17 protein-coding genes are annotated in these 15,450 nt (G+C 48.8%); 8 read left to right on the forward strand and 9 right to left on the reverse strand.

Going from position 1 to position 15,450, the window contains the following annotated elements:
* Positions 1-61: 61 nt before the first annotated feature.
* From GA003_16975 to GA003_16990, 4 genes are all read right to left on the reverse strand, one after another.
* The gene (locus GA003_16975; GenBank protein QXD27687.1) at positions 62-1,510 is read right to left on the reverse strand and encodes a YdiU family protein; all 1,449 of its coding nucleotides are present in this window, start codon (positions 1,508-1,510) and stop codon (positions 62-64) included.
* Between the two features lie 82 nt (positions 1,511-1,592).
* A complete protein-coding gene (gene msrB, locus GA003_16980) occupies positions 1,593-2,072 on the reverse strand; it encodes a peptide-methionine (R)-S-oxide reductase MsrB (GenBank protein ID QXD27688.1) in 480 nt (159 codons plus the stop codon).
* A gap of 83 nt (positions 2,073-2,155) precedes the next feature.
* Entirely contained in the window at positions 2,156-3,334 is a 1,179-nt protein-coding gene (locus GA003_16985; protein QXD27689.1) for a sialate O-acetylesterase, read from the reverse strand.
* A 62-nt stretch (positions 3,335-3,396) separates the two neighbouring features.
* Positions 3,397-3,702, reverse strand: coding sequence for a DUF4112 domain-containing protein (locus GA003_16990; protein QXD27690.1), 306 nt, complete (start codon positions 3,700-3,702; stop codon positions 3,397-3,399).
* Here GA003_16990 and GA003_16995 point away from each other — a divergent pair.
* The gene (locus GA003_16995; protein QXD30469.1) at positions 3,667-4,413 is read left to right on the forward strand and encodes a glycosyltransferase; all 747 of its coding nucleotides are present in this window, start codon (positions 3,667-3,669) and stop codon (positions 4,411-4,413) included. The genes GA003_16990 and GA003_16995 overlap by 36 nt on opposite strands.
* 46 nt (positions 4,414-4,459) lie before the next feature.
* Here GA003_16995 and GA003_17000 read toward each other — a convergent pair whose 3' ends face one another.
* A complete protein-coding gene (locus tag GA003_17000; GenBank protein QXD27691.1) occupies positions 4,460-5,701 on the reverse strand; it encodes a cytochrome P450 in 1,242 nt (413 codons plus the stop codon).
* Positions 5,702-5,813: 112 nt separating this feature from the next.
* On the opposite strand from GA003_17000, the gene GA003_17005 reads away from it, so the two are divergent.
* Complete coding sequence (locus tag GA003_17005; protein ID QXD27692.1) at positions 5,814-6,587, forward strand: hypothetical protein; 774 nt, start codon at positions 5,814-5,816, stop codon at positions 6,585-6,587.
* Between the two features lie 15 nt (positions 6,588-6,602).
* On the opposite strand, the gene GA003_17010 is transcribed toward GA003_17005, so the two are convergent.
* A complete protein-coding gene (locus tag GA003_17010) occupies positions 6,603-7,481 on the reverse strand; it encodes an HAD family hydrolase (GenBank protein ID QXD27693.1) in 879 nt (292 codons plus the stop codon).
* Positions 7,482-7,620: 139 nt separating this feature from the next.
* Between GA003_17010 and GA003_17015 the strand changes: the two genes are divergently transcribed.
* Together GA003_17015 and GA003_17020 are read left to right on the forward strand one after the other, a co-directional pair.
* The gene (locus GA003_17015; GenBank protein QXD27694.1) at positions 7,621-8,808 is read left to right on the forward strand and encodes a hypothetical protein; all 1,188 of its coding nucleotides are present in this window, start codon (positions 7,621-7,623) and stop codon (positions 8,806-8,808) included.
* 14 nt (positions 8,809-8,822) lie between these two features.
* Complete coding sequence (locus GA003_17020) at positions 8,823-9,581, forward strand: DUF1080 domain-containing protein (protein ID QXD27695.1); 759 nt, start codon at positions 8,823-8,825, stop codon at positions 9,579-9,581.
* Between the two features lie 3 nt (positions 9,582-9,584).
* On the opposite strand, the gene GA003_17025 is transcribed toward GA003_17020, so the two are convergent.
* Genes GA003_17025 through GA003_17035 form a run of 3 tightly spaced genes read right to left on the reverse strand, consistent with a single transcriptional unit; the run spans position 9,585 to position 11,002 of the window.
* On the reverse strand, positions 9,585-10,295 hold the full coding sequence (locus tag GA003_17025) for a methyltransferase domain-containing protein (GenBank protein QXD27696.1): 711 nt from the start codon (positions 10,293-10,295) through the stop codon (positions 9,585-9,587).
* 17 nt (positions 10,296-10,312) lie between these two features.
* Positions 10,313-10,597: a hypothetical protein gene (locus GA003_17030; GenBank protein ID QXD27697.1), complete on the reverse strand. Its 285-nt coding sequence runs from the start codon at positions 10,595-10,597 to the stop codon at positions 10,313-10,315.
* A 30-nt stretch (positions 10,598-10,627) separates the two neighbouring features.
* Positions 10,628-11,002, reverse strand: a complete 375-nt coding sequence (locus GA003_17035) for a hypothetical protein (protein QXD27698.1) — start codon at positions 11,000-11,002, stop codon at positions 10,628-10,630.
* A gap of 436 nt (positions 11,003-11,438) precedes the next feature.
* Between GA003_17035 and GA003_17040 the strand changes: the two genes are divergently transcribed.
* The 4 genes from GA003_17040 to yaeI are packed head-to-tail and all read left to right on the forward strand — an operon-like array spanning position 11,439 to position 15,416.
* On the forward strand, positions 11,439-12,998 hold the full coding sequence (locus GA003_17040) for a sulfatase-like hydrolase/transferase (GenBank protein ID QXD27699.1): 1,560 nt from the start codon (positions 11,439-11,441) through the stop codon (positions 12,996-12,998).
* A gap of 55 nt (positions 12,999-13,053) precedes the next feature.
* Positions 13,054-13,716, forward strand: coding sequence for a hypothetical protein (locus tag GA003_17045; GenBank protein ID QXD27700.1), 663 nt, complete (start codon positions 13,054-13,056; stop codon positions 13,714-13,716).
* Positions 13,717-13,740: 24 nt separating this feature from the next.
* A complete protein-coding gene (locus GA003_17050) occupies positions 13,741-14,577 on the forward strand; it encodes a fumarylacetoacetate hydrolase family protein (GenBank protein QXD27701.1) in 837 nt (278 codons plus the stop codon).
* Positions 14,578-14,597: 20 nt separating this feature from the next.
* Positions 14,598-15,416 (forward strand): phosphodiesterase YaeI, encoded by an 819-nt coding sequence (yaeI, locus tag GA003_17055; protein ID QXD27702.1) that lies wholly within the window; start codon positions 14,598-14,600, stop codon positions 15,414-15,416.
* Positions 15,417-15,450 lie beyond the last annotated feature (34 nt).

The following is a 15,450-nucleotide window of genomic DNA, read 5'->3' on the forward strand; positions in this document are numbered from 1 at the left end:
TCCATGTCACCTGCCAAATCCGGCTTCCAAGCGAACGCAAGAAACAGTGAAGGAACTTTACCTAAGTTCCACAGAACGTCCTATGAACCACTTCATCGGGTTCCGGCTGCTTTTCTAGATCCGCGTATTCGGGCTGTTCCTCATAGGGTGTGGCGAGTGCATCAAGCAGACGTTTAAACGGCCCATAGTCTCCTTGATAGGCTGACTGAATCGCTTGTTCAACTCGATGGTTGCGCGGTATGAGAATAGGGTTGGAAGATTGCATGGCACCCAAATCGGGGGAGTCATTGGTAGCAGCCCTCCATTGTTTCAGCCATTCATCCAACGCCGTCGTATCAGCGAACATACCTGTCAGAATGGCCTGGTCTTCACCATTTGCGACTTGGGTAAGTTTCTGGAAAAACAAAGTGAAATCTATTTTATGTTCAGCGAGCAGACTCAGGCATTCGGTGATGACTTCAAACGGGGCATCAGGAGACAATCCCAGCTTCGCCCGTAATCGCTTGGAATAGGCATTTCCGAATCGCTCGGCATAGCTCGAGAGAACAGCTTCTGCTTGCTCAATCGCTTTATCAGAGTCTTCAGACACAAGAGGTAACAACGTCTCCGCTAGTCGGGTAAGATTCCATAACCCAATTTCAGGTTGGTTCCCCCAGGCGTAGCGGGCGCCCTGATCAATGGAGCTAAATACACACTGTGGATGAAAGGCTTCCATAAAGGCACAGGGGCCATAGTCGATGGTCTCACCTGACACGGTCATGTTGTCTGTATTCATTACCCCATGAATAAAACCCAACGACATCCAATGAGCGATCAGACTGGCCTGGGCTGATACCACAGAATCGAGCAAAGCCAAATATGGGTTGTCAGCCTCTTGGGCGGCTGGGTAGTGACGCGCAATCACATGCTCAGCCAGCAACTTAAGCGCATCCACATCGTTACGGCTATGGTAATACTGGAAAGTCCCTACGCGAATGTGACTGGCCGCGACACGCGAAAATATACCTCCGGCCATGGCGCCCTCCTCTCGCATAACTGTTTCTCCGCTTGTAACAGCGGCAAGCGCTCGTGTGGTTGGCACTCCCAGAGCTGCCATCGCTTCACTCAAGATATATTCGCGGATGACTGGCCCCAATGCCGACTTTCCATCGCCACCGCGCGAGAAAGGTGTGCGTCCCGATCCCTTGAGTTGGAGGTCGTAACGTTTCCCATTCGTGCCCATCACCTCACCCAAGAGAATCGCACGACCATCCCCAAGCTGGGGAACAAACCCACCGAACTGATGACCTGCGTAAGCCTGTGAAATCGGTTGGGCACCTTCAGGAACTGAGTTCCCTGCCAGTACTGAAATCCCCTCTGACGATTCCAAATAATCAGCGTCTATCGACAGTTGGGAGGCAAGCGCTCGGTTGATTAGAATTAACTCAGGCTCGGGCACTTGAGCAGGAACCTGATTGGCATAGAATCGTTCAGGTAGCTTAGCGTACGTGTTGTCGAAAGATATACTCATAGAACTATAAAATGGATGGGTGAACGGTAGACCAGCTAGAATGATAGCGGCTTAGATCTTCATAAGGATGAAGTCGTACTGCTCACTCGTGATCAGCACCCGTTGAGTCGCTCGCGACTTTGGTCATCGATAACGCGTTGATACAATAGCGTAGGCCGCTGGGTTCAGGACCATCGGGAAAGACATGCCCCAAGTGAGAGTCGCAAGTATTGCAGGTGACCTCAACCCGCGTCATTCCGTGCGAATGATCCGCATGATAGGCGATCGCATTCTCTTTTACCGGCTGAGAAAAGGACGGCCACCCTGTTCCGCTATCGAACTTCCCGGAGGAATCAAACAAGGGTGTATCACAACACACACAGGAGTAGTTACCCGGTTCGAACAATTCACACATCTCCGAACTAAACGCTCTCTCGGTGCCCTTCAGCCGAGTTATCTGAAATTGTTCCGGGCTCAATTGTTCACGCCATTCTTCATCCGTTTTCTCAACAAAACGATCAGGCTCAGGATTACCATCCTGCGCAAAGTTTAGCACGTGTTTCCAAGTAAGAAGAGTGTTCATAGTCCACTCAGTGTAACTTGAAGGGTAAAACCTTACAAATCGCCTATGCCTCAACCCTCAAGACGGAGAGTAAAAATCCGTTTCTACTTTATGTACTCAGCTAAAGCTCTTTCGGCCAAACGTTCACCGATGGGCTTTTTGTTCTTGGGGTGCAATCCGTCGCCCGGCTGATCACGGATGTCGATGTATCCAGCATTGGGTACATCACTTACAGCTGCAGCCTGAGATTCCTGGATCACGGCCCAACCCGGACCACCTTTCGAAAAGACCGGCAACTGAACGGCAATAAAGGGAAACTCTCCCTGTCCCCATTCCTCACGCCAACTGGTGATCATATTGGCCAGTAAAGGACGGTAGGCTTTGGAAGCCTCGACTCCTGCCTTCGAATTGCGTTCACCTTGATACCAAATCGCGCCACGTATGCCAAATCCGGCCATCGATTCGAAATGTTGAGCGTATAAGCTGCCAGGCATTCCCACAGCATAAATGCTGGCAAGCACTTGCTCTTCGCCGGATCCTGGGGCTTCTGGCTTTTTGCCAGCAAGCTTGCGTCCTTCAGCATCTACGACTTTCTTCCATTCAGCTACCGTTTGGTCATAGGCAACCCATTTTGGGGAAGGATGCTCAATGGCTGCTTTGGCGAACGGAACTCGCTCGAGTTTGTCCAAGGGAGTCCACCACTCAACAGGAGTACCTCCTAAGGCCCGAGCAATCAAACCAACAGGAACACCCGTCTCTTTGTGAAGCTTTCGACCAAAAAAGTAGGCCACAGCGGAGAATCTGGGTACACTATCCGGTGAAGTAGGGTTCCAGCCTTTCGCGGTGTTTAATCGCACTAAAGGATGATTGGCAGCAGCGACTTCGGCCTCTCCGTTTGTAGATTTTGAGAGGGTGAACTGCATATTCGATTGCCCGGCGCAAAGCCAAACCTCGCCTACCAGCACATCCCGTATGCTCACCTTCTCAGACTCGCTCGACACGGTCATCACCCGCGGTTTCGAAGAAGCTTTCATGGCATTTAGATTTACACGCCACTGGCCATCGGAATTAGCCTTGGATGTTCGCTTTTGATTACCAAAACGAAGATGAATCTCAGAACCAGGATCCGCCGATCCCCAGATGGGGAGCTCCATTCCCCGCTGCAGGACCATGTGATCGCTGAAGACAGGAGCGACTGAAAGCGAGGCAGGTGACAAAGAAGGTGCAGATATAAGTGTGACAGCCATACAGAGCAGAGAAATAAAGATTGAGTTCTTAGGCATTCCTAGAGCGTGATCTAAAATAGATATGCTCGGCAACAAATTATGGTCAGCGCTTAGAATCCTCACTCACTGGAAATGTTGATCGCCTGTTTCTTTCGAATCGCTTCTGCAAGGAGTTTTGCATTCCGCAGATTACTTTTAAATGCCACATCGAAAACATCTCCGAAGACCGGAATGCTAACCACTGCCCAGTCGATGAGAAAGTTGATGGCCATCTTAAAAATCGTGGGAAGGTCCACCTTGGCCCTAAAAGCCTCATAAAGAAAATACAGTTGAGGTAGAAGCGTAAGCGTGTCGTCGAAGATGGCAGCACAGATAATACTTTTGAGGTACTGCAATCCATTCTTCCTGAAGATAAGCGCATGCATGTTGTACGCATGGCAAAAAATGCGGGCACCTACTCGGCAAAAAACCTGGTCTTAAAGCACTTTTGTCGAAGTGAGTTCTTTGCCCATCAGGATGCAGATGATTTTAGCTGGAAGCCCAGATTAGAGGAACAAATCGAGTTCATGAGGAACAATCCAGAAATCGCAGCGTGTGGCACTGGGATCGACGAATTCTATCGAAATGAAAGCGAAAGCCCGACTATAGTCTGCGACGAAGTTGCGGAATTTAACCCGGAGGATAACTACTTCCATCGAAAAAACCTTTATACAGAACTGCTACCCAAAGGCATCTGCTTTGGTGTCTGCCTGGATGAAACAGTTAAGACCAAACTGGCCATGAATGGGTCGCTCATGTTTCGAGCAAACGTTTTGAATGAACTTGGGGGGTTTGACGGCAGGGCGTGTTTGTCAGCGGATACAGACATGATCTGGCGTATTCTTTCCAACTACTCCGTTGCGAACCTTCAACAGGTGCTCTACTCACGCTTGTTTCACCGTGGTTCAATGACCAAGAGCAAATTATACGGCTTTGGATCTGAAAAGCGGGTGACTTACATGAAGGATTCGAGAAACCGTCTTAGAATGGCCAAACCCTTGTATGAGCAGGGAAGAATTGAAGAGCTGACTCAAAAGCTAAAAAATGACATGTTTGTCGCCGACATCGACTTTGAAGTATTCGATGGAGGAATTTAGAACTGAGTATCTCCGACGAGCAAGATCGGATGATTGACTAGAACAGTTACCGCGGCGTCAAACTTAGCGGCAACGACGACAACCCACGGAAGACCAAACTCGGTTTTCTTGGCGGCAAGGAGCCCGCTATTTCTAGAGACTGGACTTTTGAAACGAGAGCTGTGATCGCGGCTGCCAATTCGATACGCGCCAAATGGGAACCTATACAGTGATGCAAGCCCACCCCAAATGCAATGTGGCTGCTGCTATCACGTGTTAGATCGATTGACTCCGTGTCCCCGGCAAAGGCTGCTTCATCGTGATTGGCAGATCCCACCAACAAGCCGACTTTTTGTCCCTGCCTCAACAAGCACCCACCCACTTCACAATCCTCTAGAATCCACCGATCAAACATCTGAAGCGGTGTATCATAGCGAAGTAGCTCCTCCACCGCGGTGGGTATGCCTTGCTCATTTTCGACTAGAAAGCGGTATTGACCAGGATATTTTCCAAGCGCCAGCAAAGCATTACCAATTGCTTGAACAGTGGCTTCATGCCCAGCATTGAGAGTGAGGATGGCAGTCGAAATGATTTCATCCTCGGTCAAGGTATCCCCGGCTTCCTCAACCACTAACATAGAGGAAATCAAATCATCCCCCGGGTTCCTTCTTCGCTTTTCGATGAGCTGTCTTAAAAATTCAGCAAAATCAATAGTAGCCTTCTCTGCCTTAGCCAGATCATCTGCTGAGGCACTCAAGTCATAGGGCACTACAATCAGAGAACTCCACTCTATCAAACGAGCATGCACATCCTCCTCAATGCCCATAAGATCCGCTATCAAACTGACAGGAATTGGGGATGCAAAATCCTTAATGGCGTCGAACGGCTCGCCATCCAGCTTTTGGTCAAGGATCGTATTGGCCAGGGAGAGTAAACCAGGCCCATAGGAATGCGACTCTCGCCGAGTAAATGCTTTGGAGACTAATCCTCTTAATCGAGTATGCACAGGTGGCTCCTGATCCATAAACGCCTCTCGCACAAATTTCACCCAGTTGGGTGCAGTTTTTGGGAAGATGCGTTCCACCAATGTTGAATCCACCTGGTCATCCTTCAACCGATGCCGGTAGTCGCGACCGAATCGTTGCCGATCCATGAAGATCGATTTGATATCTTTATGGCGTGTGAAAAACGTCAGCCGCCAATCTTCGTCATAGAAAACGGGTCGCTCAGCTCGCAACCGCAGGAAAGTCGGATAAGGGTCTTCAAGAAAGGCTGGCTCATAAGGCTGGAATTTAGGAAACGCGTCCACCTGCTAAACGATTGTTACTCGGTCTATCATGTCGAGTGAGAATAATACCCATAGTTGCCTGTGAAAAAGTGTTTTCTTTTTCTTCTATTGCCGGTTTTATTGAAGCTGACCTATGAGGATCGCCTTATTCATAGCCTTAATCTTTTCTGCAGCCGCTCTGGCGCTGACTGTTTACCGGGAATATGAAGACCCGATCGTAATTTCGAAGTCGCCCAAACCAGCAGCAATAACGGAAACGACACAGGACGACGGAATCAGAGACGAGTTGCTAAAGCTTAAGCTCCGTTTGGCAGCCCTGGAAAAGGCGGTCGAAAGGAAAACACAAGAGATTGAACCTATTCCACAAATCCAGGAAGAAGTTGCCGAGCTCAGTACTTTTCAGAATGACCTGGCGGAGTATGCGCTAAACATCGATCCGCTGAATGTCATCGGTACGCAGGAGCGCGAGATCGAGGATGCCTATAACATCCTTTTAGATGAAACAAGATCTGCTGGCGAACGAGCCAAGCAAGCCGCATTGTTGAAAAGATACGGCATGTTTGACGAAGAAGCCGTCGCCTCGATGAGTAATCTATTTTTTAATGCGGAAAGCGCTGGTGAAAAAGGGGCCGCTCTTTCAGCTCTGAAGGGTCATGTAACTCAAGAAATTCGGACAGGGGTCCTCGAATCACTCAGCACTGAAATTGCAGATGGATATCAAAACGCTCGTTTTCGCTATCAAGGCATCGAAGCTCTCAAACCCCTGCTTCCTGATCCAGAAATCGAAGCCATGCTAACCGTGATAGCCCAAAACGACCCCCTCGTAAAAGTAGCGAATATCGCCGGGAAATCCGTCGGTTTACCAGCACGACAGGAAGAAGATAAACCTAAAAAGCGTGACGGTTAGTTGGAACCTTGCTCGTTACCAACTCGGGTTCTCAGGCAAGCAGGCCTGAAACTCTTCATTCAACTGATCCTCGTATGCTCCAGCATACTCACCGGCAAAGAATTTATCCAAGGCCTCATCGTGCAAACGTTCCCAGGAAGCTTCCTCTCCACCGGGATTGATGGGGTAGAATAAAGCGTCGTTTCCTTTTGCTGCCTTCTGATCTCCGGGTGCATCACCGATCATCAAAATCTTGTCCGAAGGATATTTATCTTTTGCTGCCATCTCGAGATGCTGGGTCTTCGTACCCATTTCCTGTCCGGCAATCATTTCTACGAAGCCACTAATGCCATGCTCCCCCCACTCACGCTCGAGTGCATCGCAAGGAGTTTGACTGATACACATCGCATCTGCCCGCTCGTTGATCTTTGCCAGTGTCTCACGAACTAATGGAAAAGGAGGCACTCCATGCACAATGTCCGCTACCTGCTCGTTGACCGCATCGGACCAAACCTTTACCGGAGCGAGCCCTTCATTGCCACCGGCCACCTCGGCATTGAGGGTCGCATTGCCCAGCTTGGACTCACGAGCAATCCATTCATTCAAGGCATCCAAATTGGGCATCTCAATTCCACGGGCTTGCACTTGTGGACGAGCTCCAAGCAATTCGATCGCCCGCACCAGCGCAGGAAAACGATTGGCACCCCGCGTCTTGGAATAAAGGTTTACGAACGCCCACACTTCGCGAGCAAACTTACTCCCTGCCTGCAGATTCCAGTGTTTGATAAACATGGGAGTAAAACACTCCTGATGCTTAATCTCCATGCTGTCGAAAATGCAGCCATCGGAATCGATACCGACGAAGAATTCTTTGGCGGGTTGGAAGTCGCGAAGTTTTTGGGCGCGGTCACTCATAATTCTATACACCGAAGTTGGGAAACGGACACCTAAGGGTCAATTCAGAACCGCCGGAGGACAGCAGATAGTAACCCCCTTCATCCAGCTTATAAAGAAAATCTTTTGACGAATAATCACCGCTTGATAAACCGAACATATGGCATGGCGTATACATACACACGTCGTTCGCGGTGAAATCGATAATCGCGAAAAAGGAAAGGTGATGGGTCGTATTTGGATCGAAGGCAGAGATGCTCCGATCGCATTAAACCTCACGGGCAATGCCTGTAAGGACTTGGCTGGTACCCTCCTCACATTTAAGAACCAGGGAGAGATTACTCCCATGCCAGGGGCGAACGATTTTTATCAGGTTCAGGAAGGTCGCATAGGCGATCTTACAGCCTCTCGAAAAGTCCGCGTATTCGACATACCTGTCGAAGAGGCTTACAAAATGCTCAAAGAAGGTAAAAAGCCTCCGGAGCATATGAGCAATTCACTGTATCTTGAATGGTTCAGTTTGGGCAATGGCAGGGTGGTCATCGAATCCGTAGATTATAAACTCAACCTATCCGCACCTGAGTGGCAGTTGACCGACGAGGAAGATCGTCAGCGTGCAAAAGACGCCATGGAAGGCTTCTCAGGATTCATGGGGAAGATGGAGGAGGCTCTGGAACAGGCCAAAGAAAAAGTCGACTACGAGAAGGAGGACTGGGACGAACACGACTATGAGCGCTTTCTCAAGGAATCGGACGCATTGACCGACAAATACATGGAATTGATTGAAAAGTTTGGGGATAAGGACGACAGCCAAGAGATCATCGGCCGCGAAATGGGTTGGGAGGAAAAGGACGACGAAGATGAGGAGTCAGTTGACTGGGAAGAAGCTCAAGCTTTCATGGAAGCCGAAGAGCTAATACCGGATCCATCGACCGAGGGTATCGATTGGATCCGAACAGACAGCGGCGATATTCGACATCCACTCCAACACCAATGCTACCAACAAGCGATTGCGCTGGATCGAGATATAAAAGACCCAGAAAAGAAGAAACAAAACGAAGAGGTGGCCAACCTGAAATTTGAATATCAAATGACCGCCGTAAAGATGGCCGGTGCCCTGAACAGTCTCGCCTATGGTCGAGGTGCCAGCTCTCCAGCCTTCACAATTGCCAGCCTAAAACGAGCACTGAGCCACTTACATAAAGCACAAGCCTTGTTAGAAATAGCGGAAGAGCAGGTTCTACTTGCACAGGAAATTATTCAACGCGTTCGCACAGAGTTTTTCGAGATGCGGGAAGGCATTCTGAAGTTGATGGATAAATTTCGTGGTCGATCCATCAATAATTAGGGATGATTGGCTGAATGAGGTTTATAAGATATAGTCTAATCGTCTTTGCCTGCCTGGGATTATCTAGCTGCAAAAACAGTTCACAATCCGACTGGCATCCCCTCACTGAGAAAGATTTTTCTTATGTAAACACTGGAGAGGATACTTGGGCCTGGGAAAATGGTTTTCTCCATTGTACCGTACAACCTATCGGCGTTATTCGCACGGAGAGGATGCTTACTAATTTCGAGCTGGAAGTGGAATGGATGCACAAAGAAGCAGGAGGAAATTCAGGTTTATTCATTTGGGCCAGTGAAGGCTCCATCAATCGATTGTTAAGCCCTGACAACCCGGGCCCACCTTTACCGGACGGAATCGAAATCCAGATGCTCGATCATGGCTTCACCGAACAGGCGAAAGCGCGTGGTGAACCGACCGATTGGTTCACAACCCACGGTGATGTATTTCCAGTTCGTGCGAAGATGACGCCCTTCCCTCCCATTTCAACCATACCCAACCAAAAGCGTGTAACAAAAGATTTCGGCCATGGTGAATTTGAAATCGTAGGCCGCGAAACACCCGGTCGCAGTTTTCCAAGTAAGCACCTAAGCAAGGGTCATGGAGAATGGAACCACTACACCGTTCGGGCTGAAAACGGAGTGGTTCGCCTCTGGGTAAATGGCGAAGAAGTCTCAGTTGGATCAGACTGTGATCCATCCACTGGCTACATCTGCCTGGAGAGCGAAGGCTCACCGATTCAATTTCGCAATATGCGGATTCGCGAACTTCCTTAACCCCTACTTGATAGCCAGAAAGCCTTCGAAGGAAACGTACTTCATCACCGTCATAATATCCTCAAACCCTGCACGTTTCATCAGATCGATATTTCCTTGGGTCGAAAAGGGTTCAAGAACTCCTTTTAAGCTACGGGTCTTACCTACAATTTCATCGGAGGAATACCCCTGATCAATTTTATAGTCCGTATAAATATTCGTCATCATATCCTGAAAACGTGCGTCTGGCCCACGGACCTTTTCAAAGAGCAACAAAGCGCCTCCCCAATTCAGGGATTCGTATATTCGGTCAAATATGAGCTGCCGATTCTTGGGCTTCATAAACTGAACGGTATAGTAGGAAATAATCAGATCGGATTTCTCTAGTTCGAGCTCGAGGATATCGGCTGTCTTGAACTTGACATTTTTCATGTCTGCGCAGCGCGTTTCCGCTTTAGTGACCATAGGTTCCTCTACGTCTATCCCGATAATTTTAGCCTTCCGATGCTCATTACGCTTCGCAAGAGCATGCGTTAGTTTACCAGTCGAGCATCCAAGCTCATAGCATATGGAATCATCGCTGATAAAGAAGTCCGAGACTTTCAATATAAGGTCATGCCCAACATCATACAGTGGAACGGACTTCGAAACATGTTCATCAAAGGTATCGCAAACGTCACCTCCAAATGACCAACCAGCGTTCTTAGCTTTTATTGAGTCTCCTGTATTAGCCATGATATGTCCTCCTGTATCTATTCGTGGTTCAAAGGTTTTGTCGCCCGAATACCAATAATTACTTCGCATCGTTGGTCGACATAATCGATTTCCTTTTTTGTCAAATCCTCTACATTCATGCCATGCAAAAAGGCAACACAGGCTATGAGATTTCCATATGGTTGTATCGTGACTGCATCTGAACCAAAATGCTCCTCAAACATCATTCGCGAAGATTGAGCCGTCATATGCCAGAGAGTCCCCCAATCATCTACCCCAAGAAAACGTCCCACTTTTGAGGTTCCGTGAGTTGTCGCTAACACAACACCTCCTGGTTTAAGGATGCGGTACAATTACTTAACCGCTGCTCTGACATCGTAGATCATCTGCAAGGTCTGGACTATAATAATACAATCGAAGGAATTCGAGGGAATGTTGCTCGCGTTTGACAAATCAGCAACGATCGTTGCCTGAGGATTGCCCTCTACATAGTGCAGCACATCGGACTTGGTAACTTGATCACCGCCGAACTTCACGATATGCATATCATGCCCCACTTCCATCACTTCTCCCTGAACATCTTTGGAGTACTTAGCCAGAAAATCCTCCATGTAATAGCGATCGATGACAGTCCCGGTATCCCAACCAAACTCATCGTCCAGAGGCTCAAAATGACGGAGATTACCGAAGCGCACTTGACCAAGCAACCAGAGCTTGTGGTGAAACATCCGGCGATACCTACGTCGAAATGGAGTGGCTATTGAGGGAGGAAAAGATCCAGAAACCCAAGAAATGAATTTTTGATAGGGAGACATGGGAGAATAATAACTCAATCAAAAGCTGTGCATTCTGACATTACAGCTTATGAGCCTACAAAGCCTCAGAAATTACTATTTATTAACGGGTTCTGACTCTTCTAAGTTGATTAACTGAAGCTGAACTGTGTTTTGGAAGCAATCCAGGTCCATTCAGGTTATTAGAAAGAAAGGGAGTTTTAATGTCACCTCAAGACCCCACATCAACCACGGCGGTCGCGTAAAGAAATGGCTGTATCAATTGTTGGGATGCTAAGGTTCCAACCAATCCAAAGCTCAGGCCAGCGAACCATAAGGGTACTCGCTTCCGGAATTGACCTACCCAGTTGCTTTTTCATGCTGCTGACCCATGAGCGAAACGAAACGCCCAAATGTTCTATGGATCACATCCGATCAACAACACTGGTTTACGATCGGCCTACAGAACCCTGAAGTAAAAACCCCGAATCTTGACCGACTCGCTAAGCACGGAACTCTTTTCAACAGAGCCTACTGTCCTAATCCGACTTGCACACCTACTCGGTCCTCCATGATTACGGGGATGTACCCAAGTCAACACGGAGCCTATTCGCTCGGCACCAAACTTCCGGAACACCATACCACCGTGGGCGAGGTTTACTCGAAGAACGGATACAAAACAGCTCTCGTTGGCAAAGCTCACTTCCAACAGCTAGTATCGACAGAAGAATATCCCTCCAAGGAGTCCTACCCCTTGCTTCGTGACCTTGAATACTGGAAAGAGGACGATGGGCCCTTCTATGGATTCGATCATGTTGAACTCGCTCGCAACCACGCTGACGAATGCCACGCAGGACAACACTACGCCCTCTGGATGGAGGAAAAGGGATTGAAGGACTGGAAGAAACACTACCAAAACGAATGGGGCGGCAAAGATGGGATGCCTTACTTTGATTTCAATGACCCGGACAATCGCACTTCACCACAGGAGCATACATGGACCATCCCAGAGGAGTACCACTACAATATTTGGATCGCAGAGCGTTCAAACGCCCTTCTAGAAGAGTATGCAAAGGCAGAGGAGCCTTTCTTCCTCTGGTCTAGTTTCTTCGATCCCCACCCCCCTTACCTGATCCCAGAACCCTGGGATACGATGTACGATCCGGCAGACGTTACTGTACCTCAAGTTACCCCCGGTGAACACGATAAGAATCCCGAACACTTCAGAAAAACCCAGGAAGAAAACCCTGACTTCTCGGATTGGGCTGACCCGGAAGGCGCCGAAATGCATGGGTGCAGTTCGCATTTACAAGACCGTGAATCTTTGGCCAAGGACATTGCCATCTATTACGGCATGATCAGTTGTATGGATAAATACATCGGCCAGATCCTGGACAAACTGGATGAATTGGGATTAACCGAAAACACATTAATCCTATTCACATCAGACCACGGTCACTTTTACGGCCATCATGGATTAAATGCTAAGGGCCCCTTTCACTACGAAGATCTGGTTAGGGTTCCGTTTATCGCCAGTTGGCCCAACCATATTCCTGAAGGAGCAGAAAGTCAGTCACTACAAAGCCTCGTAGATATGGCACCAAGCATTTTGCAGGCCTGCGGGATCGAAATACCGAGGAGTATGACAGGTGTGAATCAACTTTCCACCTGGAAGGGAGAAACGGATGCTAGAGACCATGTTCTGGTTGAAAACCGGCATCAGCCAAGCACCATTCATGTTAAAACTTATATTAACCAACGCTATAAGCTGACTGTGTATTGGAAACATGAGTACGGCGAACTCTTCGACCTGCAAGAGGATCCCTCGGAGCTCAACAATCTCTGGAACGATCCAAACGCAGCTGACTTGAAAGCCCGACTAACCCGAAAGCTACTCGACGCCGAACTGGGCAAGGAGCCCGTGCCCATGCCACGAGTGGCGCCTGCGTAAAAGAAGTGCTGGAGTTTGGAACCAAGGGCCATCAAACTGCCTCCTAAGATTTAGTATGCATCGTCGCACTTTTCTCAGAACCATCTCCTATCTGGTCACTGTAGCTCCGCTCAGTGCAAAGGTCGCCTATGGTTCAAAAGAAGGACCGCCGATGGAATCTCTCCAGTTTTTCCGCTGGGTTTCACTCGAGGGAGGTAACAAGCAACTCGGTTTCGAGGATCTCTGGGGTCCCCAATTTCGAACCCAATGCCGCTCTGCCCTCAGGCAACATTGCCAAAGTAATGCGGTAAGGGGCCAGGTATCCCTGTCTCTTGAGGGTCAGATTCCGGCCTGGAATCTGACACAATCACGACTCGAACGCGAGATGGACTGGGTCAGTTTCACAAGACAACTTCCCCCGGAAGCTCCTGGAAAAAGGCAGTATGTTCGATATCTGTTGAATCGATACGGTCACAATCTCAGCCGAATCAATCAAAGATATGGTACACGAGCGAAACAAGCGTCCGATTTACTCCATCACCGTTTTGTCAGAGTAAACTGGCAAAACAGAGCCATTTTTGAGGACGACCAAGTGTTTCTCCAAATCATCCGGAAAAGGTGGACCACAGAGTTCAAAGGCCTGCAGGCAACAGCTTCAGCGCGTGGATGGCATTTGATTGAAGCATCCGGGGCAAAAATTGGCCCAGCAGACCGGCAATCTAGGTTTGCGATTATTTGAAGATTCGTTCAATAAACGGGGATCATGAGCCCAATTAAACTCTACAAACTTCCTCAAGGTATCTACGTAGTGCGAGAGGACCTCAGTGGCTACCTCGATTCCGAATGGGACGCATTGTTTGAAGCAGAGAATATTTATAGCGTGTTGTCGGATGCGACCTTAACCGAGCGTGAGGCCGATCTTGATGAGGCTTTGGCTCCGATTGGAGCTCAGGAAGTATGGGCATCTGGTGTGACCTATTACTCGAGTCGAATGGCACGCGAGGCGGAATCTGCAGCTGCAGGTGGCGGCAATTTTTACACGCGTGTCTACGCAGCTGAGCGTCCGGAGATTTTCTTTAAGTCGACACCCAATCGAGTTTCCGGCCCCGGAGGCAAGGTCCGTATTCGTGCAGATTCCACTTGGGATGTGCCGGAGCCCGAACTGACTCTGGCGATTTCAGCAGAAGGCGACATCTTTGGCTATACGATCGGCAATGATATGAGTTCACGAAGCATTGAGGGGGAAAACCCTCTTTACCTTCCTCAAGCCAAAACCTTCGAACAATGTGCCTCGCTGGGGCCCTGCATCGTAGTAACTCCCGAACCCCTCAAGCCCACCACCGAAATCCGCATGATCATCAAACGTAACAGTATGGTGGCCTATTTCGGTCAGTGCAAACTGAGCGACATGAAACGCACCTTGGAAGAACTACGGGACTACCTCGTTCGTGAACTCGAGTTTCCCAAAGGCGCTTTTCTAATGACCGGCACAGGGATCGTTCCCGATCACGATTTTACCCTCCAGCCCAAGGACGAAATCAATATTACCATTGAGACCATCGGAACTTTGACCAATTACGTCGTTCGTAAGGACGGGTGAGACTGAGTCGAAAACAATTTGTGAGATTAGTTCTGGGCGTACCCGTTCTTGGGGTACTCGTAGTTTCCTACATGCGCTGGTTCGAGCCGCACTGGCAAGAGCTCACTAAAAAGGATCTTAAGATTCGGAAGCTGGAGCAACCCCTCAGGCTACTTCATTTGTCTGACTTTCATGTCACTTCAGAAGAAGACCTTGAGGCCATTTCAAAGGCGATAAAGCTAGGACTCGGAGAACAACCTGACCTGGCTGTGATAACCGAAGACTTTTTTACTACGACTTGGGATGATACGGAACTCTATGCAGCTTGCCTGCGAACACTCACCGACACCGTGCCCACTTTCGCCTGCGCAGGAAATCACGACGGAGGGAGCTGGGCAGCCCGAGCTTCCGGTTACGAAAATCTTTCACAACTCGAACGACTACTAGATTCGGCCAATATCCGTTTGCTAAGAAACGAAACATCTCAGATTACTATTAAAAATCAGTCTCTAAACTTAGTGGGACTAGGAGACATCTGGTCCCGGGAGTTTAACCCTGCTACGGTTACGGAATTACAGCTGACTACAGGACCCAGCATCGTCCTTTCCCACAATCCGGACACCAAGGAGTTACTCCAGTCCTATGATTGCGACCTTATATGCTGCGGGCATACCCACGGCGGCCAGTTGGTTGTTCCTCTACTTGGATGGCGCCCTTTCTTACCGGTAAGGGACTCGAGTTTCCCAGAAGGTATCCTAAGTAGGAATGATCGTCATATCCATATCACACGAGGCGTGGGAAACCTGCAAGGACTCTGTTTCAACTGCCGACCAGAAGTGAGTATTCTCAATCTGAGCTGAAATAGCTTTCACTTTAGATTTCGACAGCCAAACT

The organism is Opitutia bacterium ISCC 52 (genome assembly GCA_014529675.2).
In the GTDB taxonomy this organism is placed as follows: domain Bacteria; phylum Verrucomicrobiota; class Verrucomicrobiia; order Opitutales; family UBA2995; genus UBA2995.

Bases quoted from the DNA above. Each gene is read 5' to 3' on its own strand.
- GA003_16975 (QXD27687.1), bottom strand. From the start codon at position 1,510: ATGAGTATATCTTTCGACAACACGTACGCTAAGCTACCTGAACGATTC.
- msrB (QXD27688.1), bottom strand. From the start codon at position 2,072: ATGAACACTCTTCTTACTTGGAAACACGTGCTAAACTTTGCGCAGGAT.
- GA003_16985 (QXD27689.1), bottom strand. From the start codon at position 3,334: ATGCCTAAGAACTCAATCTTTATTTCTCTGCTCTGTATGGCTGTCACA.
- GA003_16990 (QXD27690.1), bottom strand. From the start codon at position 3,702: ATGCATGCGCTTATCTTCAGGAAGAATGGATTGCAGTACCTCAAAAGT.
- GA003_17005 (QXD27692.1), top strand. From the start codon at position 5,814: ATGAGGATCGCCTTATTCATAGCCTTAATCTTTTCTGCAGCCGCTCTG.
- GA003_17010 (QXD27693.1), bottom strand. From the start codon at position 7,481: ATGAGTGACCGCGCCCAAAAACTTCGCGACTTCCAACCCGCCAAAGAA.
- GA003_17015 (QXD27694.1), top strand. From the start codon at position 7,621: ATGGCATGGCGTATACATACACACGTCGTTCGCGGTGAAATCGATAAT.
- GA003_17020 (QXD27695.1), top strand. From the start codon at position 8,823: ATGAGGTTTATAAGATATAGTCTAATCGTCTTTGCCTGCCTGGGATTA.
- GA003_17025 (QXD27696.1), bottom strand. From the start codon at position 10,295: ATGGCTAATACAGGAGACTCAATAAAAGCTAAGAACGCTGGTTGGTCA.
- GA003_17035 (QXD27698.1), bottom strand. From the start codon at position 11,002: ATGTTTCACCACAAGCTCTGGTTGCTTGGTCAAGTGCGCTTCGGTAAT.
- GA003_17040 (QXD27699.1), top strand. From the start codon at position 11,439: ATGAGCGAAACGAAACGCCCAAATGTTCTATGGATCACATCCGATCAA.
- GA003_17045 (QXD27700.1), top strand. From the start codon at position 13,054: ATGCATCGTCGCACTTTTCTCAGAACCATCTCCTATCTGGTCACTGTA.
- GA003_17050 (QXD27701.1), top strand. From the start codon at position 13,741: ATGAGCCCAATTAAACTCTACAAACTTCCTCAAGGTATCTACGTAGTG.